We start from the raw sequence: 21489 nt of genomic DNA on the forward strand, positions 1-21489 counted from the left end.
TCACTGCCAGCCGGTCTTTCGATTGCCTTTAGCGATAGCGCACCACGAAGTTGAGTGCGCCCTTGGCAAGCCCGGCCCGTATGGCATGGCTGTCCTCGGTTTGGTGAAAGCTGGCACTGAGGTTGAGTACGGTGTTGCCCGTGCTCAAGGGCACCATTTGCTCTTCGGTCTGCAGAGGCATCGGCAGGCCATCTTGCTTGAATATCTGGATACCGACACCTGCAGCATCTGAGTCGGCGGTGAGGCTGAAGACACCATTTGCGATGGGGCCGATCGGCAGCGAGCCATTCTTGCCATCCAGTTCCAGTGTTGCGAAGGCGTTCTGGTCAGGGTCGGTCTGGCAAGCGGAAAGGGTGATCTGGAAGTCAACCTTCGGCGTCGTATAACCGACGTGGGTAAAGTCCGACCGGCTGAATTCACCCAACGGTACCGGATTGGGCGTAACGGCGTCAGCACCTACGCTGCACTGCGATTGAATGACTTCGGCGCGCAGACGGTACCTGAAAGCGTCACCGATATTGTCGAAGTCCAGATGGCCACGAAACATCTCTGCATCGATCTGATGAATACCCGGGGCGACTGGGCCGGTCCTGACCAGCATCACCCGGTTTATCAGGCTGATAAGGTTAAACGCCGAAAACTGATGTCGCGTATCACGCACTGCGTTGAATGGCACCCAGTTATGCCCGTCCTCGGAGCGGAAGTCGGCGCCTGCTTCGCTATTGAAGTGTGAAATCAGTTGGATTCGGGCGCCGATGCCAGGGATGTTGGTAGGCAGAATCTGGCCAGGTTCACTGTAAACGGCGAGCGGCAAGGGTGGGCGAGTGGGGATCAAGCTGAACCTCATGATCGCTTGACCTCCATTCCAGCATTCCAACGTCCGCCTCTCGTTGCTGGGGATGCTCGAACGGCCGGCATCAAAAAACGCATTGCCTACAACGGCGTCGCGAGGCATGAATACCGTGTTGAGGTTTCGCTCGAACGTTACAGGGCCGCCCCCTCCGTCCTGGAAACGACAATAGGAATCCTGAGCGTGGCCGACGGCCGATACGAGGCTAAGCAGCAATCCCAGTGGCAGGGCGATGCGGGAGAGAGTGATCATGACGATTCCTTGATGCCAGCTTGGCTGCACGTCAGGGTTTGCAGGTAGTAGCCCTCTGTGCGTTGCATTGATTGTGGGTCGACGTCTACCTGGCAACGTTGGTCGTCTTGGTTGCCCCAGCTGAGCGTAAGTGTCTGCGCCCCATCGACGGCGCTCAACAGCGCCAAACCTGCTTGCCCGACCATGCCCACCTGTACCGCATTGGCATCGAGGACCACACTGCCGAATGGCACGGGAGCGCCGTTTTGGTGCAGCAGGGTAAGCACCCAGCGTGAAACATGACGGGCATTGAAGTGGTGCTTCACAATGGCTCCGCGTCGCGGGACGACCTGAGCGCTACCGTTCTCGATTTCAATATCAGGGCCCAGCCGCTCGGTTTGCAGTGTCAGCGTATTGTTGCGGTACGGTTGCAGGTGCGAAACGATCGCGTATCCCCGTTCATTGGTTCGTGCGCCTGCACTGTTCAGCACGCCGACGTCGGCGATTCCGGGAACCTCGACCAGGCCTGCGGTATCGCCCAGATAGGTACCGAACTCCAAGCCGTCGGCATGCAGTAGCAAGGCGCCGCTGGCGTTGAGCGATAGGCTGCGGTAGTCGGTGCTGTCGCTTAGCCCCGTCCCGAAGCTTGCATAGTCGGTCCTGTAGCCCAATGCCAGTGCAGCGGTTCGCTGACGGCGTTCATCTTGACTGATGCTGGTGTTGTAGCTCAGCTGGCCGTCGCGGGCGCTGCCGCTCAAGGCGGCGCGTTGACTGTAGCCGTGCGCCTGTTTTTGTACATCGAACGTGGCATTGGCCGAGCGACCGAAGTCCAAGGGCATTGACAGGCTTAGGCCGAATTGACGATCGCTGCCGCGCGTGTCAGTCAGCGACTGAGAGGCAAACAGGTTATAGCTGATACCGGCATGGTAGGTATTGAAACCAAGCTGATACTGACGCTGGGTGTTGTCCAGTCTCCAGTAATCCTGTTGCGACAAGGTTAGGCTCAAGCTATGGCGCTGACCGAGGCGCTGATGCACCGAAGCTTCCACGCGGCTGCGGCGGCTGCCCATGAACGTTGCGGCGTGGCTGCGTTGCTGGACAGCTTCGCTGAAGTCCCGGTAGCCCTCGGTCGAATAGCGATAACCCGCGAATCGCAGGTTGGTACCCGTATTGAAAGCCTTGCCGTACTTAAGGGCATAGCTATGGCCTTGGACATCAGTGCTACCGGCAACATCAATTTGGCTGCTGGCCTGAGTGACATCAAGCGACAGGGCTCCCAGGCTGCCCAAGTCCTTACCGACACCCAAATTGGTGGCACGGTAGTATTGACTGGCCATCAGGCCGCCAAACAGCGTCAGATCCCACTCCATGCCTCGACTGAAGGTTGCCTGCCAGATTAATGGCTTATCCACACTGCTGGCCGGGTTGTATTGACCAACCGTGGCGGTGTAACGCCACGTTCCCTGGCGCAGCAGGTTGGTCAGGGTGGAATAGGGCTGGATGAACCGCCGCACCTGGCCATCGGCTTCGGTCAGCACTACTTCCAGCTCACCGTTGCCTACGGCGCTCAAGTCTTCGATGGCATACGGCCCCGGGCTGACATAGGTCGCGTAGATGGGGTAGCCATTTTGCCAGACTTCCAGTTTCGCGCGAGTCTGCGCGACACCCCGGATGACCGGTGCATAACCTTGAAGGGCATCGGGCAACATGCTCATGTCCGAGGCCACGCGAACCCCCGTGATCGGCACGCCGTTGAAGATGTCGCTATCAGTGAAGGTCTCGCCCAGGGTGAGGTTGGCGCGGTTGCCAGGCAGGTCACGCTGCGCATAGGTTTGCGCGCGCGCCCACTCGCGCGTGCCATTGCTGTCCTGGCGCCACGACTGGGTGGTGCGCAGTCGCCAGTCGCCGAGGTTGATACCACCGTTGAGGTACAGGTCGTCGTTGCTATAGCGGCCCCTGTAGCGGCTATGTCCCTGCAGGGTGGACGCTTGGTAATTGAGGAAAGCAGCATTGATGCCGCTGTCCCAGCGCGACGGATCGACACCACCAGCGATATCACGGCGCATGGCGATCTGCGGTATGGAGATGGATAGACGCAGGCGGCTACTGTCGAAGTCGACGCGTGCACCTGGGATTGCCGACGCCAGGTCCAGGCAGGCTTGTTTGGCATCTCCTGCTGCGGCCAGGGCGTCCAGGCGCAGCCCCCACTCCCCGAGGCGTGTGGATGGCAGGCAAGGTTGCAATGCGTTGTCGGCATCAGCCTGAAAATCGAGTTCATGGCGGCCGGCCGGTTGCAGGTTGACCAGAACGGTCACCGGATAGCGCCCCGGTGCGAGGCTTTGTTCGCTTGCCAGAAAACTGAGCGCGTGCACACCCGCCCCATCGGATTCACGGAGGAAGCCCGATTCGAAGCCAAGGTTGGAGTTCGCCTCCACGATAGCGATGTGGTGCAGTGCAGCGAGGCTACCGGTCAGGTACAGCAATACGTGACGCCGGCCGCAGATCGACCAGCGCTTGGAAAAGGGGGGCATGAAAGCGACTCCTTGCGGTGTGACGCGGTGCGGCTCTAGCGAGTCGATTGAAGCGGCAAAGTCATCGGTTGGGTGTAACCGCCAAAATCGTTGATCACGGAGAAAAGAACGCTGGATGTTTCGTTCAAGTGCATCTCCGCCAGCGGGTAGGCCTGCTGAGACAGTGGCGCGAGCATTTCCGGGTTGCTGATTTTGTGGAGGTGGCCGTTGGTACTGACTTCCAGCCGAATGAAGGTGATATGGAATGGGGTCGGGTTGTTGACCAGCAGTTGTTTAACGCCCTGGCTTTCATTCACGGAAAATGTTAAAGACTTGAGTTGCTCGGTTGGCTTGCCTTTAAGTTGTTGCGGTCGATAGAACAGTTTGATGCGCGTACGCATGGCAATATTGAGTTGATTGCCGGGCTCCTTGCTGGCTTGTGGGATTTCCTGCAAGTTAAAGAAAAATAGCGACTCGCGATCTTGCGGTAATGCATTGGGCAGCGCGTTGATTTGCAGAAGTTGTTCGCTGTTGGGGTTGATCTTGAACAGCGGCGGGGAGGTCGCAAATGGAACAGTGGTGGTGGTGTCATCCGTCTCCGTGTTGATCCAGGTCTGTACGGCGTAACTGCTGTTGGATGGGTTTCTGACAACAACGGATGTATTGCGTTTATCGCTGTCGAATACGATGCGTGTATTGTTCAATGTCAAGGCGGCATGGCTGGCCATCGACAGCGTGAGCGTCGCCAGGGTCAGGCAGGCGCAAGCGACGACACGGACGGGTATCGTGAGTATGAACTGTTTTATCATCGGATAACTCGCTGCATCCAGGCGCATCAACTACGCCCGGATGGTTTGGCTAGTGCCAGTAGGCACAGAGGTAGTGCATGTGCTTAGCGATAAGCGACGGTGTAACGAACCTTGGCCGATGCAAGCCCTGGTTGTACGCCTGTGGCCGTAGAACGGTAGTAGGCATCGAAGCGAAGGTCGGTCGGCCCTGTAGCGTTGAGGGGGTAATTAACCGAGGTGCCACCGGGCGCGATCGATGTGTTGGAGATGTCTTTGATGACGATAGAGACGTTGGTTGCCGCGCCGGCAACGGGGTCGACCCTGAAGTAGTTGCCGCTGGTGTCGGCAGCACCGTCGAACTGGACGTAGGCGTTGTCTTCGGTGATGCTGCAGGCACCTTTGTCCGGCACGCGGATGTCAAAAGATGCTCCACGGACTTCAATATTGGCGGCAGTGAATCGACCCACGGGAATATCGCCCATGGCAACACGGTCATTCACACTGCCGTTACCGGGATTGACGATTTCGATGGGGCAAGTTTCCGGCGTGATAGTGCCTTCGAAGAGTACCGATCCGCTGGTAGCAAATGCGGAATTGCCTGCCAGGCCGGCAAGCAGGCCTAGCGATAGCGTAGCTAACGACTTTTTCATGACATAACCTGATTGAGGTGCTTAGTTAGTTTTCAGTGCAAGGTGTTGACGGGTTTATTGGCCAGTCTTTGCCTCGGCGCTGATTCTAAATGCCATGAGTTTTATCAAGCTGTAGGAATAAGTTAGATCGCTGAGCGACTTTTCACTTTGTTACATGTCTTGCACATGTGAAATTGTAGATGCGCCTTGGCGAGGCCAAGACGCATGAGATGTATCAGTGCCTGTTGCCGGGTGCGGCTTGGCTCAGCAGTTGTTTTTCCAGGTTCCAATCGAAGGGCTCGCCGCTGGATTCAGCCTCATGGCGACGCTCTTCCAGTTGCTGGTAAAGGTCCAGTTCTTCGTCCGGCATGAAGTGCAGGCAGTCGCCGGCAAAGAACCACAGCAGATCACGTGGCACCAGATGAGCGATCTGCGGATAGCGCTGGATCACCTGGCAGATCAGGTCTTGGCCCAGGTACTGGCTCTCCAGTGGATCCTGCGGCAACAGCGTCAGCAGTTCGTCGAAGCGTTCGAGGAACAGGGCGTGGCTTTCTTCCGGCACCTGCTCTGCCTCGCCCAGCGCCGCCAGAATGGTGCGCAGGTGCTGGAGCAGTTGCAGGTGGTATTCCAGGTTGGGGTTGGCCATGGAATGGGTCCTCGGTATGGCTGAAACGGGGGGCGGAGTATACGCCGCCCCCAAGTGCTCGCGAAGGGTCAGCGTACCTTGCCGGGTTCGACGAGTAGCTGCACTTTGTCGAAGGCGTCGACGTCGATCACCTTGCGCCGCGCCTGTTCGGCTTCGTGCAGGCGTTGGCCTTCGCCGGGTTGCAGCACGCCTGCCTCGACGGCGGCGTCGAGGCCCGACTGGCCGGGGCTCGGCCGGACTTTCCCTTCCTTGATGGCCTGGTGCAGTGCCTTGCTTAGCGGCGCTGTATCGTCGAGCAGGTCGCAGGCCCGCTGCAGCGCTGCGACCGGGTCGTCTTCTGCCTGTGGGCGGTAGCAGCCGGCCAGCAGTTCTTCCAGTGCCGGGTCACCCCTGCGCCGGCCAATCAGTTCCGCCACTTCGGCGTCCAGTTCATCACTGGGGCCGGTATGACGACGGCCGAAGGGGAACACCAGCACGCGCAGCGCACAGCCGACGAAGCGGTTGGGAAAGTTGTCGAGCAGGCGGTCCAGTGCGCGCTCCGCTTGGCCCAGGCTTTCTTCCATGGCCCAGCGCAACAAGGGCTGCAGGTGCTCGGGCGAGCCTTGATCGTGATAACGCTTGAGCGCGGCGCTGGCGAGGTACAGGTAGCTCAACACATCACCGAGGCGGGCACTGAGGCGTTCGCGGCGCTTGAGCGCCCCGCCCAGCAACAGCATCGACAGGTCGGCCATCATTGCGAACGCCGCCGCCTGGCGATTGAGGGCGCGGAAGTAGCCCTGGCTCAAAGCATCCCCTGGCACGTGTTCCAGGCGACCCAGCCCGAGGCCGTAGACCAGGGTACTGGCTGCGTTACCGGCAGCGAACATGATGTGCTTCATTAGCAGCTCATCGAACTCGACCAGCGCCTGCTCACGGTCTTCGCGGGCGGCCAGTGCCATTTCCTTGAGCACGAACGGGTGGCAGCGGATCGCGCCCTGGCCAAAGATCATCAGGTTGCGCGAGAGGATGTTGGCCCCCTCGACGGTGATGAAGATCGGCGCACCCTGCCAATTACGCCCCAGGTAGTTGTTCGGGCCCATGATGATGCCCTTGCCGCCGTGCACGTCCATGGCGTGTTGGATGCATTCGCGGCCGCGCTCGGTCAGGTGATATTTGAGGATCGCCGACAGCACCGAAGGCTTTTCACCCAGATCCACCGCTTTGGCGGTCAGCAATCGGGCGCTGTCCATCAGCCAGGCATTGCCGCCAATGCGCGCCAAGGACTCCTGGATGCCTTCGAAGGCTGCCAGCGGTACGTTGAATTGCTCGCGGATATTGGCGTACTGGCCCGTCACCAGGCTGGTGTACTTGGCGGCACCGGTGCCCACTGCTGGCAGCGAGATGGAGCGGCCCACCGACAGGCAGTTCATCAGCATCATCCAGCCCTTGCCGAGCATGGCCTGCCCGCCGATCAGCATGTCCAGCGGGACGAACACGTCCTTGCCACTGTTGGGGCCGTTCATGAAGGCGGCGCCGAGCGGCAGGTGGCGCTTGCCGATCTCCACGCCCGGGGTGTCGGTGGGAATCAACGCCAGGCTGATACCCAAGTCCTCATCGTCGCCCAGCAAGTGCTCCGGGTCGTAGGCCTTGAACGCCAGGCCGAGCAGGGTGGCGACCGGGCCGAGGGTGATGTAGCGTTTTTCCCAGTTCAGGCGCAGCCCGATGACTTCTTCGCCTTGCCATTGGCCTTTGCAGATAATGCCGGTATCCGGCATGGCGCCGGCATCCGAGCCCGCCAGTGGGCCGGTCAGGGCGAAGCAGGGGATCTCGTCGCCGCGTGCCAGGCGCGGCAGGTAGTGGCTGCGTTGTTCATCGGTGCCGTAGTGCAGCAGCAGTTCGGCCGGGCCCAGCGAGTTGGGCACCATCACCGTCGAGGCCAGGTCGCCGCTGCGGGTGGCCAGCTTCATTGCAACCTGCGAGTGGGCGTAGGCCGAGAAGCCCTTGCCGCCGTATTCCTTGGGGATGATCAGGGCGAAGAAGCCCTGCGCTTTGATGTGCGCCCAGGCCTCAGGGGGTAGGTCCATGTCCTGGCCGATCTGCCAGTCGCTGACCATGGCGCACAGTTCTTCAGTGGGGCCATCTATGAAGGCCTGTTCTTCTTCAGTCAGTTTCGGTGCCGGGTAGGCCAGCAAGGTGCGCCAGTCGGGGCGGCCGCTGAACAGTTCGCCATCCCACCAGACGGTGCCGGCGTCGATGGCTTCGCGCTCGGTCTGCGACATGGGCGGCAGGGTACGCTGGAACCACTTGAACACCGGGCCGGTGAACACCTTGCGCCGCCATTGCGGCAGGGCCACAAAGGCGATTTTCACGGCCAGCACGACCCACAGCAGGGCCAGCAGCCAGCCGGGTGCGCTGCTGAAAATACCCATCAGCAGCACGTAGGCCGCCATGATGCCCAGTATCTGCAAGGGCGCCAGGCGCCGGTGCGTGAGGTATGCCGCGCCGATCACCAGTACCACCAACCACAACAGCAACATAATCGGTCCTCCTTGGAACCAAGGGCTTGAGCCGTCCCAGACAGCTTAGACGCAACGCTGTGAACGGCCTGTTCAGAACAGTGACAGGGTGTGGCGGTGGGAGTTTCAGATCATTGTTCGCCTGTGCCGGCCCTTTCGCGGGCAAGCCCGCTTCCACAGGGTTACCCGTGGCTTGAAGGTTGGGGTGCTTCCTGTGAAAGCGGGCGTGCCCGCGAAGAGGCCAGTACAGGCAATAAGACTCTGGAGTAGACTGGACCACCTCCGCATTCATAAGGACGTTGCCATGCTGAAGATCTGGGGCCGCAAGAATTCGAGCAATGTGCGCAAGGCGCTGTGGGTCGCCCACGAGCTGGGCCTTGATTTCGAATCTATCGACGCCGGCGGCGCCTTCGGCGTGGTCAACGAGCCGCATTACCGCGCCCGCAACCCCAACGGCCTGGTGCCGATGCTCGAAGACGGCGACCTGACGCTGTGGGAGTCCAACACCATTGTCCGCTACCTGTGCGCCGAGTACGGCGCCGAGCAGGGCTGGTACCTGGAAGACCCGCGCCAGCGCGCCTTGGCCGACAAGTGGATGGACTGGACCACCTCGTCCTTCGCCACCCCCTTCCGCCCGCTGTTCTGGGGCCTGCTGCGCACGCCGGAAGACCAACGCGACTGGGTCGCGATCAACGCCGCGCACAAACAGTGCGCGCAATTGCTGGCCATCGCCGACGAAACCCTGGCCCAGCAGCCTTACCTGTCCGGTGACCAGATCGGCATGGGCGACATCCCACTGGGTAGCTTCATCTACGCCTGGTTCGAAATGCCCATCGAACGCCCGGCCATGTATCACCTGGAGGCCTGGTACGCGCGCCTGAAGCAGCGCCCGGCCTACCAGGCGGCGGTGATGACCGCGCTGACCTGAACCTGCTTCGATAGTCATTATCAATACATGTGACTGTACTTGTGTGGCCGGGCCTTGCACCATGGCCGCACTCACTGCGCCAGTGACTTTGCCTGGCGTGTCCAGAACCTTTTTTCTCGGTAAATGGCCCGCTATGAGTTCCGCCCTGTCCATTCGACAGCTGACCAAGACCTACGGTAATGGCTTCCAGGCCCTCAAGGGCATCGACCTGGACGTTGCCGAAGGCGACTTCTTCGCCTTGCTCGGCCCCAACGGCGCCGGCAAATCCACCACCATCGGTATTCTTTCGACCCTGGTCAACAAGACCAGCGGCACGGTGAACGTATTCGGCCACGACCTGGACCGCGAGCCTTCGGCGCTCAAGCGCTGCCTGGGCGTGGTGCCGCAAGAGTTCAACTTCAACCAGTTCGAGAAGGTCTTCGACATCGTCGTCACCCAGGCAGGCTACTACGGCATCCCGCCAAAGCTCGCCAAGGAGCGCGCCGAGCAGTACCTGACCCAGCTGGGCCTGTGGGACAAGCGTGATGTGCAGTCGCGCTCGCTGTCCGGCGGCATGAAGCGCCGCCTGATGATCGCCCGGGCACTGATCCACGAGCCGCGCCTGTTGATCCTCGACGAGCCGACTGCCGGCGTGGACATCGAGCTGCGTCGCTCGATGTGGAGCTTCCTCACCGAGCTCAACCAGAAGGGCATCACCATCATCCTCACCACCCACTACCTGGAAGAGGCCGAGCAGCTGTGCCGTAACATCGGCATCATCGACCACGGCACCATCGTCGAGAACACCAGCATGCGCCAGCTGCTGGGCAAGCTGCATGTCGAGACTTTTGTCCTCGACCTCAAGCAGGACCTGCCGTCAGCCCCTGCGTTGCAAGGTTACCCGTGCCGCCTGATCACCCCGCATACCCTGGAAGTGCAGGTGGACAAAGACATCGGCATCACCGCGCTGTTCGGCCAGCTGGCGCTGCAGAACATCGAGGTGCAAAGCCTGCGCAACAAGACCAATCGACTTGAGGAGCTGTTCGTGTCCCTGGTGGAAAAAAACCTGTCGAAGGTGGCCGTATGAGTGTGGAACTGCGCACCAACTGGGTCGCCCTGAACACCATCGTCTACCGCGAAGTGCGGCGCTTCCTGCGTATCTGGCCGCAGACCCTGCTGCCGCCAGCGATCACCATGGTTTTGTACTTTGTCATCTTCGGTAACCTGATCGGCCGGCAGATCGGCGACATGGGCGGCTTCACCTACATGCAGTACATCGTGCCGGGGCTGATCATGATGTCGGTGATCACCAACTCCTACGGTAACGTGGTGTCGAGCTTCTTCGGTAGCAAGTTCCAGCGCTCCATCGAGGAGCTGATGGTGTCCCCGGTGTCGCCACATACCATTCTCGTGGGGTATGTGTTGGGTGGCGTGCTGCGGGGTTTGGCGGTCGGGGTGATCGTCACCATCCTGTCGATGTTCTTCACCGACCTGCAGGTGCATCACCTGGGTGTGACTGTGGTCGTGGTGCTGCTGACGGCAACCATCTTCTCGTTACTGGGCTTCGTCAACGCGGTGTTCGCGCGCAACTTCGACGATATCTCGATCATCCCTACCTTCGTGCTGACGCCGCTGACCTACCTGGGCGGGGTGTTCTACTCGATCAACCTGCTGCCGCCGTTCTGGCAGACCGTGTCACTGGCCAACCCGGTGCTGCACATGGTCAACTCGTTCCGCTACGGCATCCTAGGGGTGTCGGATATCAGTATCGGGACGGCGATCACCTTTATGTTGGTGGCTACCGCAGTGCTGTACACCCTGTGCATCCGCCTGCTGGTCAGCGGCCGCGGCATGCGCGCCTGAGCCTTTGAGTTTGCGCCGGCGCCACTGCCGGCCCACCCACCAACGCCAGTACAGCAAGGTGGTGAAGTAGGCGAGGATGCCCAGCACCACCCCACACACCACCGAGCCGAGCAGGAAGGGTTGCCACAGGGTCGACAGCTGGTCGGTGATCCATTCGAAGGTCAGGTCGTCGGGCAGGGTGCGGGGTGGGATCTGCAGCAGCCAGGCGCCGGTCATGTAGGTAACGAAGAACACCGGAGGCATGGTCAACGGGTTGGTCAGCCACACCAGGCTGACCGCGATCGGCAGGTTGCCGCGCACTGGGATCGCCAGCGCAGCGGCCAGCAGCATCTGCATGGGGATGGGGATAAGCGCCGCGAATAGGCCCACGCCCATGGCCCGGGCCACCGAGTGCCGGTTCAGGTGCCAGAGGTTCGGGTCGTGCAGCAACGTGCCGAAAAAGCGTAAGGACTTGTGTTCCCGAATGCTGGTCGGATCCGGCATGTAGCGTTTGAAAAGTCGGCGCGGCATGTAGGCTCCCGGGGCGTTGATCGGGGCAGTATGCCTTGATTCCTTAACGGCCTCGTTTAGAGTTTGTGACAATTGTTGAGCAAGCTTTGCCGGCATTTGCGCTATGCCTGAGAAGGTCATTTCGCAGCGGAGCTCTACCTCATGCGCACAGGGATGTTTGCGCTCGCGCTCGGGCTGCTCTGCCTGGGCTTTCTCTCCGTATTGCCATCGGTCGGATGGCTACTCCTACTGTTTGTCGGCGGTGTCGCCAGCCTGTTCACGCGGTGTTGGCCCGTGGGCTGTTTTCTGTTGGGCCTGTGCTGGGCGTGCGGGTCGGCCCAGCGAGCGCTGGATGATCGACTCGCGCCTGAACTGGATGGCCGCACGTTGTGGCTGGAGGGCAAGGTTGTCGGGCTGCCGAGCAGTACCCCGCATGGCGTGCGCTTCGAACTGGAGCAGCCCCACTCAAGGCGTGGCGAACTGCCGCGGCGCTTGCAGCTGAGCTGGTTCAACGGGCCGGCTGTGCGTGCGGGCGAACAGTGGCGGTTGGCTGTGACCCTGCAGCGGCCTGCCGGGCTGCTCAACCCCCATGGGCCTGATCGAGAGGCACAATTGCTGGCTCGGCGGGTGGGGGCTACCGGCACGGTCAAGGCCGGGCAGGTATTGAGCGCTGTCGCGGGCAGCTGGCGAGACGAACTGCGGCAACGGTTGTTGGCGGTCGAGGCCAATGGCCGGCAAGCGGCGTTGGTGGCCTTGGTGCTGGGCGACGGTGCGGGCCTGGCCCGCGAGGACTGGCAGACGCTGCAGGCCACAGGCACGGTGCACCTGCTGGTGATTTCCGGGCAGCACATCGGCCTGGTGGCAGGTTTGCTCTATGGCCTGGTCGCCGGGCTGGCACGCTGGGGCCTATGGCCCGCACGGCTGCCCTGGCTGCCTTCGGCCTGCGGCCTGGCGATGACCGCAGCGCTGGCCTACGGCTGGCTTGCCGGTGGCGGTGTGCCGGTGCAGCGGGCCTGCCTGATGCTGGCGGTAGTGTTGCTTTGGCGTCTGCGCTTTCGTCACCTTGGCGCGACGCTGCCATTGTTGCTGGCGCTGGTCGCGGTGCTGTTGTTCGAACCCTTGGCGGCGCTGTTACCGGGGTTCTGGCTGTCGTTTGCCGCCGTGGCGACCTTGATCTACTGCTTCAGTGCCCGCTTGGGCGGCTGGCGGCCCTGGCAGGCCTGGACGCGTGCGCAGTGGGTGATCGCCATCGGCTTGCTGCCGGTGCTGCTGGCCACTGGCTTGCCAGTGAGCCTGAGTGCGCCCCTGGCCAACTTGCTGGCGGTGCCGTGGGTCAGCCTTGCTGTGTTGCCGTTGGCTTTGCTGGGCACGCTGCTGTTGCCCGTGGTGGGTGTCGGCGAAGCGTTGCTGTGGCTCGCCGGGGGCTTGCTGGAGGTGCTGTTCAGCGTCTTGGCCCTGGCCGCGAGCTGGCACCCGGCGTGGGTGCCGCCGGCCTTGCCGCTGTGGGCTTGGTTGGTGGTGTGCCTGGGGGCGTTGCTGGTGCTGCTACCCCGTGGCGTGCCCTTGCGGGGGTTGGGCGGGCTCATGCTGCTGGCGTTATGGGTGCCCCGCGAGTCGGTGCCCTTGGGGCAGGTAGAAGTCTGGCAGTTGGACGTCGGCCAGGGGCTCGCGGTGCTGCTGCGTACCCGCCATCACAGCCTGCTCTACGATGCGGGGCCAGCAAAAGGGGAGTACGACGCGGGGGAGCGGGTGGTGCTGCCGACCCTGCGCAAGCTGGGCGTAAGCCACTTGGATGCGATGCTGATCAGCCACGCCCATGCCGACCATGCCGGGGGCGCGCTGGCCATTGCGCAGGGCATCCCGGTCACGCGGGTGCTCGGTGGCGAGGGGCTGGAGGGCCTTGGGCTGCAGCCGTGTGTCACGGGTGAGCAATGGGAGTGGGATGGCGTGCGTTTTTCCCTGTGGCATTGGGCTGAAGGGCAGAGCAGCAACGACCGCTCATGCGTGCTGCTGGTCGAGGCGCAAGGGGAGCGCTTGCTGTTGGCAGGCGATTTGGAAGCCGCTGCCGAACGGGCCTGGCTGGCATCCACTGAAACACCCCGTATCGATTGGCTGCAGTCCCCGCACCATGGCAGCCGCAGTTCGTCCACCGAGGCATTCATCCGCGCCACGGCGCCACGTGGGGTGCTGATTTCGCGGGGGCGCAACAATGGTTTTGGGCATCCGCATGCCCAGGTGCTCGAGCGCTATCGGCGGCATGGACTGGCGATTCATGACACAGCGGTGGAGGGCGCGTTGCGCTTGGTGCTGGGGGGGCAGGGTGACGTTGAGGGTGTGCGGGCCCAGCGGCGCTTCTGGCGTGAAGCGGGCAGTGGCTGATCGGGCCTTTTCGCGGGCAATCCCACAGGTGCAGCACTCCTTTCAGGTTTGGTGCTGTATCTGGACTGCCCCCAAGGTGGCAACTGGGTCCGGCCAATTCCCTGACCTTCGGCAGATGAGCCCCCGGCGGTCCTATGGTAGAGTGGCGGCCTTTTTCCGAAGGGGCGTTTACTGTGTGGGAATTGGTCAAGTCCGGTGGTTGGATGATGCTGCCGATCATTCTGAGTTCCATCGTTGCCATGGCTATCGTCGTCGAGCGCCTGTGGACCCTGCGCGCCAGTCGCGTGACCCCGCCACACCTGCTGGGCCAGGTCTGGATGTGGATCAAGGACAAGCAACTCACCAGTGACAAGCTCAAGGCCCTGCGCGCCGATTCGCCGCTGGGCGAAATCCTTGCCGCAGGCCTTGCCAACTCGCGCCATGGCCGCGAAATCATGAAAGAGTGCATCGAGGAGGCCGCATCGCGCGTCATCCACGAGCTGGAGCGCTATATCAGCACTCTTGGCACCATTGCCGCGATGGCCCCGTTGCTGGGCCTGCTGGGCACCGTGCTGGGCATGATCGACATTTTCAGCGCCTTCATGGGCTCGCAGATGACTGCCAACGCTGCCGTATTGGCCGGGGGTATTTCCAAGGCCCTGGTTACCACCGCAGCGGGCTTGATGGTCGGTATCCCGGCGGTGTTCTTCCACCGTTTCCTGCTGCGTCGCATCGATGAGCTGGTGGTTGGCATGGAACAAGAGGCGATCAAGCTGGTGGAAGTGATCCAGGGCGACCGTGAAGTCGAAGTGGCCGGAGGCAAGGCGTGAAGTTTCGGCGCAACCGCCAGCGGGAAAACGTCGACATCAACCTGGCGTCGCTGATCGACGTGGTGTTCGTCCTGTTGCTGTTCTTCGTGGTCACCACCACCTTCACCCGCGAGACGCAACTGCGCGTCGAACTGCCCGAGGCCGCCAGCGCCGAGAAGCCGCCTGCCGATGAGCGCAAACTGGTGGAAGTCACCATCAGCGCCGAGGGCGTGTATTCGGTCAACAACAACCTGCTGCCCAAAAGCGACCTGGCCACCTTGAGCGAGGCCATCGAGCGTGAGTCGGGCGGTGATCACACGTTACCGCTGGCGATCAGCGCCGACGGCAAGACACCGCACCAGGCCGTGGTGACCGCGATGGATGCGGCCGGCAAGCTCGGTTTCAGCCAGTTGCGCATGACCACCGTCGAGGCAGCCCAGGGGACGCCTTGATGGCCTTTGCCGACCGTTTGCTCGCCGCCTGGTACGCCGGGCACCCGGCCCTGGCGCTGCTGCGCCCGCTTGAAGCCCTGTACCGACGCGTGGTGACGCGCAAGCGTGCGCGGTTTCTCAGCGGCGAAAGCGCCAGCTACCGCGCGCCGGTGCCGGTGATCGTGGTGGGCAACATTACCGTGGGTGGCACTGGCAAGACGCCGATGATCCTCTGGCTGATCGAGCATTGCCGCCGGCAGGGGCTCAAGGTCGGTGTGGTCAGCCGCGGTTATGGCGCCAAGCCAGCCCACCTGCCTTGGCGCGTTGAGGCCGACCAGGCTGCCGACCAGGCTGGTGACGAGCCGCTGTTGATCGTCCAGCGCACGGGCGTACCGCTGATGATCGACCCCGACCGCTCGCGTGCGGTGCAGGCGCTGCTGGCCAGTGAGCCGCTTGACCTGGTTTTGTGCGATGACGGCATGCAGCACTACCGCCTGGCGCGAGACTTGGAGCTGGTGCTGATCGACGCCGCCCGTGGCCTGGGCAATGGCCGCTGCCTGCCCGCGGGGCCGCTGCGCGAGCCGGCCGAGCGCCTGCAAGAAGCCGACGCGGTGCTGTTCAACGGTGCCAGCGCCGACTCACCCGCGGGCTTTGCCTTCAGCTTGCAGCCCTCGGCACTGGTCAACGTGCGCAGCGGTGAGCGACGTGGCCTCGATCTGTTCCCGCCTGGCCAGCGCCTGCATGCGGTGGCGGGCATCGGTAACCCGCAACGTTTCTTCAATACCCTGCAAGGGCTAAACTGGCAGCCGGTGCCGCACCCGTTCGCCGACCACGCGCAGTTCAGCGCCGAGCGCCTGTCGTTCACGCCGCCGTTGCCGTTGGTGATGACCGAGAAAGATGCGGTCAAATGCCGTGCCTTCGCCGCTGACGACTGGTGGTACCTGGCCGTCGAGGCGCAGCCGTCGCCTGCCTTCAGCGCCTGGTTCGACAGCCAGTTGCAGCGCCTGCTGCCTGGGCACCCAACGCCCTGAGCCCCTTTTCAATTTCCGGCCACCTGGCCTCAAGGAAGCTTCCATGGACACCAAACTGCTCGATATCCTGGCCTGCCCGATCACCAAGGGCCCGCTCAAGCTCAGCGCCGACAAGACCGAGCTGATCAGCAAGGGCGCGGGCCTGGCTTACCCGATTCGCGACGGCATCCCGGTGATGCTGGAAAGCGAAGCGCGTACCTTGACCGACGATGAGCGCCTGGACAAATGAGCCTGGACTACACGGTAGTGATCCCCGCCCGCCTGCGCTCTTCGCGCCTGCCGGGCAAGCCGCTGGCGCTGATCGCCGGTAAGCCGATGGTCCAGCACGTGTGGGAACAGGCGCGCAAGAGCGCGGCCAGCCGTGTGGTCATCGCCACGGATGACGCCAGCATCGTCGAGGCCTGCCAGGCATTTGGCGCCGAAGTGCTGCTGACTCGCGCCGACCATGAATCCGGTACCGACCGCCTGGCCGAAGTGGCGGCACACCTCGGGCTGCCCGCCGACGCCATCGTGGTCAACGTGCAGGGCGACGAGCCGCTGATTCCGCCGGTCATCATCGACCAGGTGGCGGCCAACCTGGCGGCCCACCCGGAAGCCGGTATCGCCACGTTGGCCGAGCCGATCCACGAGCCACAGGTGGTGTTCAACCCTAATGCGGTCAAGGTGGTCTGCGACAAGAACGGCCTGGCCCTGAGCTTCAGCCGTGCGCCGCTGCCCTGGGCGCGTGATGCCTTCGCCGCCAACCGCGAGCAACTGCCGGAAGGCGTGCCTTATCGTCGCCACATCGGCATGTATGCCTACCGCGTGGGCTTCCTTCAGGACTTCGTCGGTTGGGGGCCGTGCTGGCTCGAGCAAACCGAAGCCTTGGAGCAATTGCGTGCCTTATGGCATGGCGTGCGCATTCATGTCGAAGACGCCCTCGAGGCACCCGCGGTGGGTGTCGATACCCCTGAAGACCTGGAGCGCGTACGGCGCTTGCTGGAGGCTTGATGCGCGTCCTGTTCGTTTGCCTGGGCAACATCTGTCGCTCGCCTACCGCCGAAGGCGTGCTGCGCCATCAGTTGCAGGCCGCGGGGCTTGCCGAGCAGGTGCACGTGGCGTCCGCCGGTACCGGTGACTGGCATGTCGGCAAGGCGCCCGACAGCCGCACCTGCAAGGCCGCACTGGCGCGGGGCTACGACCTTTCGCAGCAGCGCGCCCAGCAGGTCAATGTGGCCCACTTTGCCGAGTACGACCTGATCCTGGCCATGGACGAGAGCAACTTGAGCCATTTGCGTGCCCTGCGCCCGCAATCTGCGCCCGGCGAGCTCGACCTGTTCCTGCGCCGCTATGGCGCGAAGCTGGAAGAAGTGCCAGACCCGTACTACGGCGGCGCGGAGGGTTTCGAGCAAGTCCTGGACCTGATCGAGGAAGCGTGTGAAGCGTTGGTCGTGGAAATCAAGGGGCGGTTATGACAGCGCTGTGGCAGGAGCACGTTTCGCTCAAGCCTTACAACACCTTTGGCATTGACGTCAGGGCCCGGCATTTCAGCCAGGTGCATGACGATGACGAGGTGCGTGAGGCGCTGGCCGAGGCGCACCGTCGTGGCGTGCCGGTGCTGGTCCTTGGCGGTGGCAGCAACCTGCTGTTGACCGGTGATGTCAACGCGTTGGTGCTGCACATGGCCAGCCGTGGCCGCCGCGTGCTCAGCGATGACGGTGAGCACGTTGTGGTCGAAGCCGAGGCGGGCGAGCCCTGGCACCCGTTCGTGCAGTGGACGCTGGCACACGGTTTTTGCGGGCTGGAGAACCTCAGCCTGATCCCGGGCACGGTGGGCGCTGCGCCCATGCAGAACGTGGGCGCCTATGGCGTCGAGATCAAGAACGTGTTCGCCGGCTTGACCGCGCTGGACCGCCAGACCGGCGAGCTGCGTGACTTTGGGCTGGAAGAATGCGCCTTTGGCTACCGCGACAGCCTGTTCAAGCGTAACCCTGGGCGCTGGCTGATCTTGCGCGTGCGCTTCATGCTGACCCATACACTGCAAGCCCACCTGGACTATGGCCCCGTGCGTCAGCGCTTGGTGGAGCGGGGCGTAGTGCAGCCGAGTGCGCAGGCGATCAGTGATGCCATCTGTAGCATTCGCCGCGAGAAGTTGCCGGACCCAGCCGAGTTGGGCAATGCCGGGAGCTTTTTCAAGAACCCAGTGGTGTCTGCCGCGCTTGTCGAGCGTATACGGGGGCAGTTCCCGGGTGTCGTGGCTTATCTTCAGGCCGATGGCCAGATGAAGCTGGCGGCAGGGTGGTTGATCGAGCAGGCGGGTTGGAAGGGCTATCGCGATGGCGATGCCGGCGTGCATCGGTTGCAGTCGTTGGTGCTGGTCAATTATGGCCAGGCGAGCGGGGCGCAGCTACATGACCTGGCGCGGCGGATTCAGGCAGATATCCACGAACGATTCGGGGTTGAGCTGGAGATGGAGCCTAACCTGTACTGAGGCGTGCTGTAGATACAAGGAGCAGCCTTGCGCTGCTCCAACAGAATGGGGGCCGTCCAGAATCAGGTGCTTGATATTTTAAACACCCCCAGCCTATGTTGTTGCCAGCCTATAACAACAAGGACAAGCGTCATGACCACCCCAGGCCCGAGCACCCTCGCCGAGCACCTCCAGGGCATCGATGAAATCGAATGCGTCACCCCCGACCTCAATGGTGTACCGCGCGGCAAGGTGATGACCGCCGAGGGCTTCCTCGAAGGCCGGCGCCTGCAGATGGCGCGCGGTGTACTGCTGCAATGCATCATGGGTGGCTACCCGCCGGCTAAGTTCTACGGCAGTGATGATGGCGACCTGGCGCTGGTGGCTGAGCCCGCTCAAATTCACCGCCTGCCCTGGAGCGAAGACGGCCGGGCCTTGGCAATCTGCGATGCCAACGAACTGGATGGCACGTCTTCAGCGTTGTCCACCCGTGGTCAGCTCAAGGCGGTCATCGCTCGCTATGCGGCGTTGGGCCTGGCGCCGGTGGTGGCGACAGAGCTCGAGTTCTTTGTTTTCGCGCCTAACACCGACCCTCAGCAGCCGTTCTTGCCGCCACTGGGCAAGGATGGCCGCCGGGAGCTGGGCCATTCGGCGTTCAGTGTCAGCTCCAACAATGGCCTGCGGCCGTTCTTCAATGAGGTCTACCGCTGCATGGCGGCGCTTGGCCTGCCGCGTGACACCTTCATGCACGAGATGGGCATCAGCCAGTTCGAGATCAACCTCTTGCACGGTGACCCGCTGCTGCTGGCCGACCAGACGTTCCTGTTCAAACACCTGCTCAAGGAAGTGGCGCTCAAGCATGGGCTGAGCGTGGTGTGCATGGCCAAGCCCTTGGCGCATACGCCGGGCAGTTCCATGCACATCCACCAGAGCCTGGTGGACATCGACAGCGGCCGAAATGTGTTCAGCGATGACCAGGGGCAGCCGACCGAGACCTTCTACCACTTCATCGGCGGCCAGCAGGCGTGCATGGCCGACTTCACCGCGCTGTTCGCGCCCAACGTCAATTCGTATCAGCGGCTTTGTCACCCCTACGCCTCGCCCAACAATGCCTGTTGGTCCGAGGACAACCGCGCCGCAGGGCTGCGCATCCCGGCCAGTGCGCCGGTGGCCCGGCGTGTCGAGAACCGCCTGCCGGGCGCCGACGCCAACCCTTACCTGGCCATCGCCGCCAGCCTGGCTGCCGGGCTGCATGGCATCGAGCAACGCCTGCAGCCGGCCCCGGCGATTCAGGGTGAGTTCGCTGTGCCAGAGCACCTGAGCCTGCCATGCACACTGCACGCTGCACTGGAACGGCTCAAGCGCAGTGCACTGGCGCGGGAACTGTTCGGGGCTGAGTTCATCGAAGGCTACGTCGCCACCAAGACCCTGGAACTGAGCGATTTCTACGACGAGATCACACCCTGGGAGCGGCGTGTGTTGGCGGCACAGGCCTGATCGCGACACAACCACTACTGGACGCGTCCCCTGTTGGCTATTTCGCCGGCAGGGGACTGCGCCGCGGCAAAATTGCTTTTATGCTAGCCAGCAAGCCAACGCCACCTGACCAGGGAGCCCGACGGGACGTATGCGAAACATCTGGAAGCCGTTTCAGTCGCTGTATTTCGCTGCCTTGATGATGCTTATCGGCTCGGGCCTGCTCAGTACCTACCTGGCGCTGCGCCTGGCAGCCGATCATGTCGACAGCTTGTGGGTCGGTGCGTTGATGGCCGCCAACTACTTTGGCCTGGCCGTGGGCGGCAAGGTCGGCCACCGGCTGATCGGCCGGGTAGGGCACATCCGCGCCTATGCGACCTGCGCCGGCATCGTCTGTGCCGCGGTGCTTGGCCATGGCATGACCAACTGGCTACCGGCCTGGGTCGGGCTGCGGATGGTGGTCGGCTTGGGGATGATGTGCCAGTACATGGTCATCGAGAGCTGGCTCAACGAACAAGCCGACGCCAAGCACCGGGGTGCGGTGTTCAGTGGCTACATGATCGCCTCCTACCTCGGGTTGGTACTCGGCCAGCTGATCCTGGTGGTGCACCCTGAACTCGGCCCTGAGTTGCTGATGCTGGTCGCCATGTGCTTTGCCCTGTGCCTGGTGCCGGTGGCAATGACCCGGCGCATCCACCCGGCGCCTTTGCGGCCGGCGCCGATGGAGCCGAAGTTTTTCATCAAGCGCGTGCCGCAGTCACTCAGTACGGTGCTGGGCTCGGGCTTGATCGTCGGTTCGTTCTACGGCCTGGCGCCGCTGTACGCCTCCAGCCAGGGGTTGAGCACCGAGCAGATCGGTCTGTTCATGGGTAGCTGCATCTTTGCCGGGCTGGTGGTGCAGTGGCCATTGGGCTGGTTGTCCGATCGCTACGACCGCGCGGTACTGATCCGCAGTGCTGCGGTGGGGCTGGCGCTGGCCTCTGCGCCGTTGGCAATCTTGCCCAGCGTGCCGCTGGAGCTGCTGTTCGGCATCGGCTTTGTCATCTCGTTGCTGCAGTTTTGCCTGTATCCGTTGGCCGTGGCGTTTTCCAATGACCATGTGGAGAGCGAGCGCCGCGTCTCGCTGACGGCCATGCTGCTGGTCACCTATGGTGTGGGTGCCTGTATCGGGCCGCTGGCAGCGGGGGTCTTGATGAAGGTGCTGGGCGCGCAGATGCTCTATGCCTTCTTTGTGTTCTTCGCGCTGGTGCTGGTGTGGCGCATTCGGCCGAAAGCGGTCACCGGGCTGCACCAGGTGCAGGACGCTCCGTTGGGTCACGTGGCGATGCCGGCGGCCGGCTCGCCGTTGTCGGCGGCGCTCGACCCGCGGGTCGATGAGCAGACCGTGCAGGATGTGATGCAGACGCCGGTGGCGGCCGAGGATACCGAAGAAGAGCAGGCGGCGAGTGAGCGTGGGGTCAAGCCTGAGGTCGAGGTCGACAGGTCGGTGTGATGCGGTGTGGGCACCGATGAAGGGGGCGCTGCTCG

20 protein-coding genes are annotated in these 21489 nt (G+C 62.8%); 13 read left to right on the forward strand and 7 right to left on the reverse strand.

Going from position 1 to position 21489, the window contains the following annotated elements; all coding sequences use genetic code 11:
• Positions 1–28: 28 nt before the first annotated feature.
• The 6 genes from HU750_RS11375 to HU750_RS11400 form a co-directional block, all read right to left on the reverse strand.
• Entirely contained in the window at positions 29–1102 is a 1074-nt protein-coding gene (locus HU750_RS11375) for a fimbrial protein (protein WP_186679576.1), read from the reverse strand.
• Positions 1099–3612 carry a fimbria/pilus outer membrane usher protein gene (locus HU750_RS11380; protein WP_186679578.1) on the reverse strand — a complete coding sequence of 838 codons (2514 nt, stop codon included), beginning with the start codon at positions 3610–3612 and terminating at the stop codon, positions 1099–1101. Before HU750_RS11380 ends, HU750_RS11375 begins: the two co-directional genes overlap by 4 nt.
• A 35-nt stretch (positions 3613–3647) precedes the next feature.
• The gene (locus HU750_RS11385) at positions 3648–4427 is read right to left on the reverse strand and encodes a fimbrial biogenesis chaperone (RefSeq protein WP_186679581.1); all 780 of its coding nucleotides are present in this window, start codon (positions 4425–4427) and stop codon (positions 3648–3650) included.
• A gap of 56 nt (positions 4428–4483) precedes the next feature.
• Entirely contained in the window at positions 4484–5029 is a 546-nt protein-coding gene (locus tag HU750_RS11390) for a fimbrial protein (protein WP_186679583.1), read from the reverse strand.
• A gap of 214 nt (positions 5030–5243) precedes the next feature.
• Positions 5244–5654 (reverse strand): PA2817 family protein, encoded by a 411-nt coding sequence (locus HU750_RS11395; RefSeq protein WP_186679585.1) that lies wholly within the window; start codon positions 5652–5654, stop codon positions 5244–5246.
• A 68-nt stretch (positions 5655–5722) separates the two neighbouring features.
• Positions 5723–8170 carry an acyl-CoA dehydrogenase gene (locus HU750_RS11400; RefSeq protein WP_186679587.1) on the reverse strand — a complete coding sequence of 816 codons (2448 nt, stop codon included), beginning with the start codon at positions 8168–8170 and terminating at the stop codon, positions 5723–5725.
• Between the two features lie 283 nt (positions 8171–8453).
• Here HU750_RS11400 and HU750_RS11405 point away from each other — a divergent pair, with 283 nt between their 5' ends.
• The 3 genes from HU750_RS11405 to HU750_RS11415 all read left to right on the forward strand — a co-directional run bounded on the left by HU750_RS11405 (position 8454) and on the right by HU750_RS11415 (position 10919).
• Positions 8454–9077, forward strand: a complete 624-nt coding sequence (locus tag HU750_RS11405; RefSeq protein ID WP_186679588.1) for a glutathione S-transferase — start codon at positions 8454–8456, stop codon at positions 9075–9077.
• A 133-nt stretch (positions 9078–9210) separates the two neighbouring features.
• On the forward strand, positions 9211–10143 hold the full coding sequence (locus tag HU750_RS11410) for an ABC transporter ATP-binding protein (RefSeq protein WP_186679589.1): 933 nt from the start codon (positions 9211–9213) through the stop codon (positions 10141–10143).
• Positions 10140–10919 (forward strand): ABC transporter permease, encoded by a 780-nt coding sequence (locus tag HU750_RS11415; RefSeq protein WP_016500910.1) that lies wholly within the window; start codon positions 10140–10142, stop codon positions 10917–10919. Before HU750_RS11410 ends, HU750_RS11415 begins: the two co-directional genes overlap by 4 nt.
• Here HU750_RS11415 and HU750_RS11420 read toward each other — a convergent pair.
• Positions 10803–11429 carry a DUF2062 domain-containing protein gene (locus tag HU750_RS11420; RefSeq protein ID WP_157767026.1) on the reverse strand — a complete coding sequence of 209 codons (627 nt, stop codon included), beginning with the start codon at positions 11427–11429 and terminating at the stop codon, positions 10803–10805. The genes HU750_RS11415 and HU750_RS11420 overlap by 117 nt on opposite strands.
• Before the next feature lie 141 nt (positions 11430–11570).
• Between HU750_RS11420 and HU750_RS11425 the strand changes: the two genes are divergently transcribed.
• The 10 genes from HU750_RS11425 to HU750_RS11470 all read left to right on the forward strand — a co-directional run bounded on the left by HU750_RS11425 (position 11571) and on the right by HU750_RS11470 (position 21454).
• Entirely contained in the window at positions 11571–13787 is a 2217-nt protein-coding gene (locus HU750_RS11425) for a DNA internalization-related competence protein ComEC/Rec2 (protein ID WP_186679591.1), read from the forward strand.
• Positions 13788–13960: 173 nt separating this feature from the next.
• Positions 13961–14596, forward strand: coding sequence for a flagellar polar localization protein PocA (gene pocA / locus HU750_RS11430; RefSeq protein WP_003247132.1), 636 nt, complete (start codon positions 13961–13963; stop codon positions 14594–14596).
• Positions 14593–15027 (forward strand): flagellar polar localization protein PocB, encoded by a 435-nt coding sequence (pocB, locus tag HU750_RS11435; RefSeq protein ID WP_186679592.1) that lies wholly within the window; start codon positions 14593–14595, stop codon positions 15025–15027. Before pocA ends, pocB begins: the two co-directional genes overlap by 4 nt.
• Positions 15027–16037 carry a tetraacyldisaccharide 4'-kinase gene (lpxK, locus tag HU750_RS11440; RefSeq protein ID WP_186679593.1) on the forward strand — a complete coding sequence of 337 codons (1011 nt, stop codon included), beginning with the start codon at positions 15027–15029 and terminating at the stop codon, positions 16035–16037. Before pocB ends, lpxK begins: the two co-directional genes overlap by 1 nt.
• Positions 16038–16080: 43 nt before the next feature.
• A complete protein-coding gene (locus HU750_RS11445) occupies positions 16081–16266 on the forward strand; it encodes a Trm112 family protein (protein ID WP_003247142.1) in 186 nt (61 codons plus the stop codon).
• Positions 16263–17027, forward strand: coding sequence for a 3-deoxy-manno-octulosonate cytidylyltransferase (kdsB, locus tag HU750_RS11450; RefSeq protein ID WP_099453299.1), 765 nt, complete (start codon positions 16263–16265; stop codon positions 17025–17027). The genes HU750_RS11445 and kdsB overlap by 4 nt, the downstream gene beginning before the upstream one ends.
• The gene (locus HU750_RS11455; RefSeq protein ID WP_186679594.1) at positions 17027–17491 is read left to right on the forward strand and encodes a low molecular weight protein-tyrosine-phosphatase; all 465 of its coding nucleotides are present in this window, start codon (positions 17027–17029) and stop codon (positions 17489–17491) included. The genes kdsB and HU750_RS11455 overlap by 1 nt, the downstream gene beginning before the upstream one ends.
• The gene (gene murB / locus HU750_RS11460; RefSeq protein WP_186679605.1) at positions 17488–18507 is read left to right on the forward strand and encodes a UDP-N-acetylmuramate dehydrogenase; all 1020 of its coding nucleotides are present in this window, start codon (positions 17488–17490) and stop codon (positions 18505–18507) included. The genes HU750_RS11455 and murB overlap by 4 nt, the downstream gene beginning before the upstream one ends.
• Before the next feature lie 234 nt (positions 18508–18741).
• Positions 18742–19983, forward strand: a complete 1242-nt coding sequence (locus HU750_RS11465) for a glutamine synthetase family protein (RefSeq protein ID WP_186679709.1) — start codon at positions 18742–18744, stop codon at positions 19981–19983.
• A 130-nt stretch (positions 19984–20113) separates the two neighbouring features.
• Positions 20114–21454, forward strand: coding sequence for an MFS transporter (locus HU750_RS11470; protein ID WP_027593061.1), 1341 nt, complete (start codon positions 20114–20116; stop codon positions 21452–21454).
• Positions 21455–21489: the final 35 nt, after the last annotated feature.

This window comes from Pseudomonas sp. SWRI50, assembly GCF_014269095.1.
GTDB lineage: Bacteria > Pseudomonadota > Gammaproteobacteria > Pseudomonadales > Pseudomonadaceae > Aquipseudomonas > Aquipseudomonas kermanshahensis.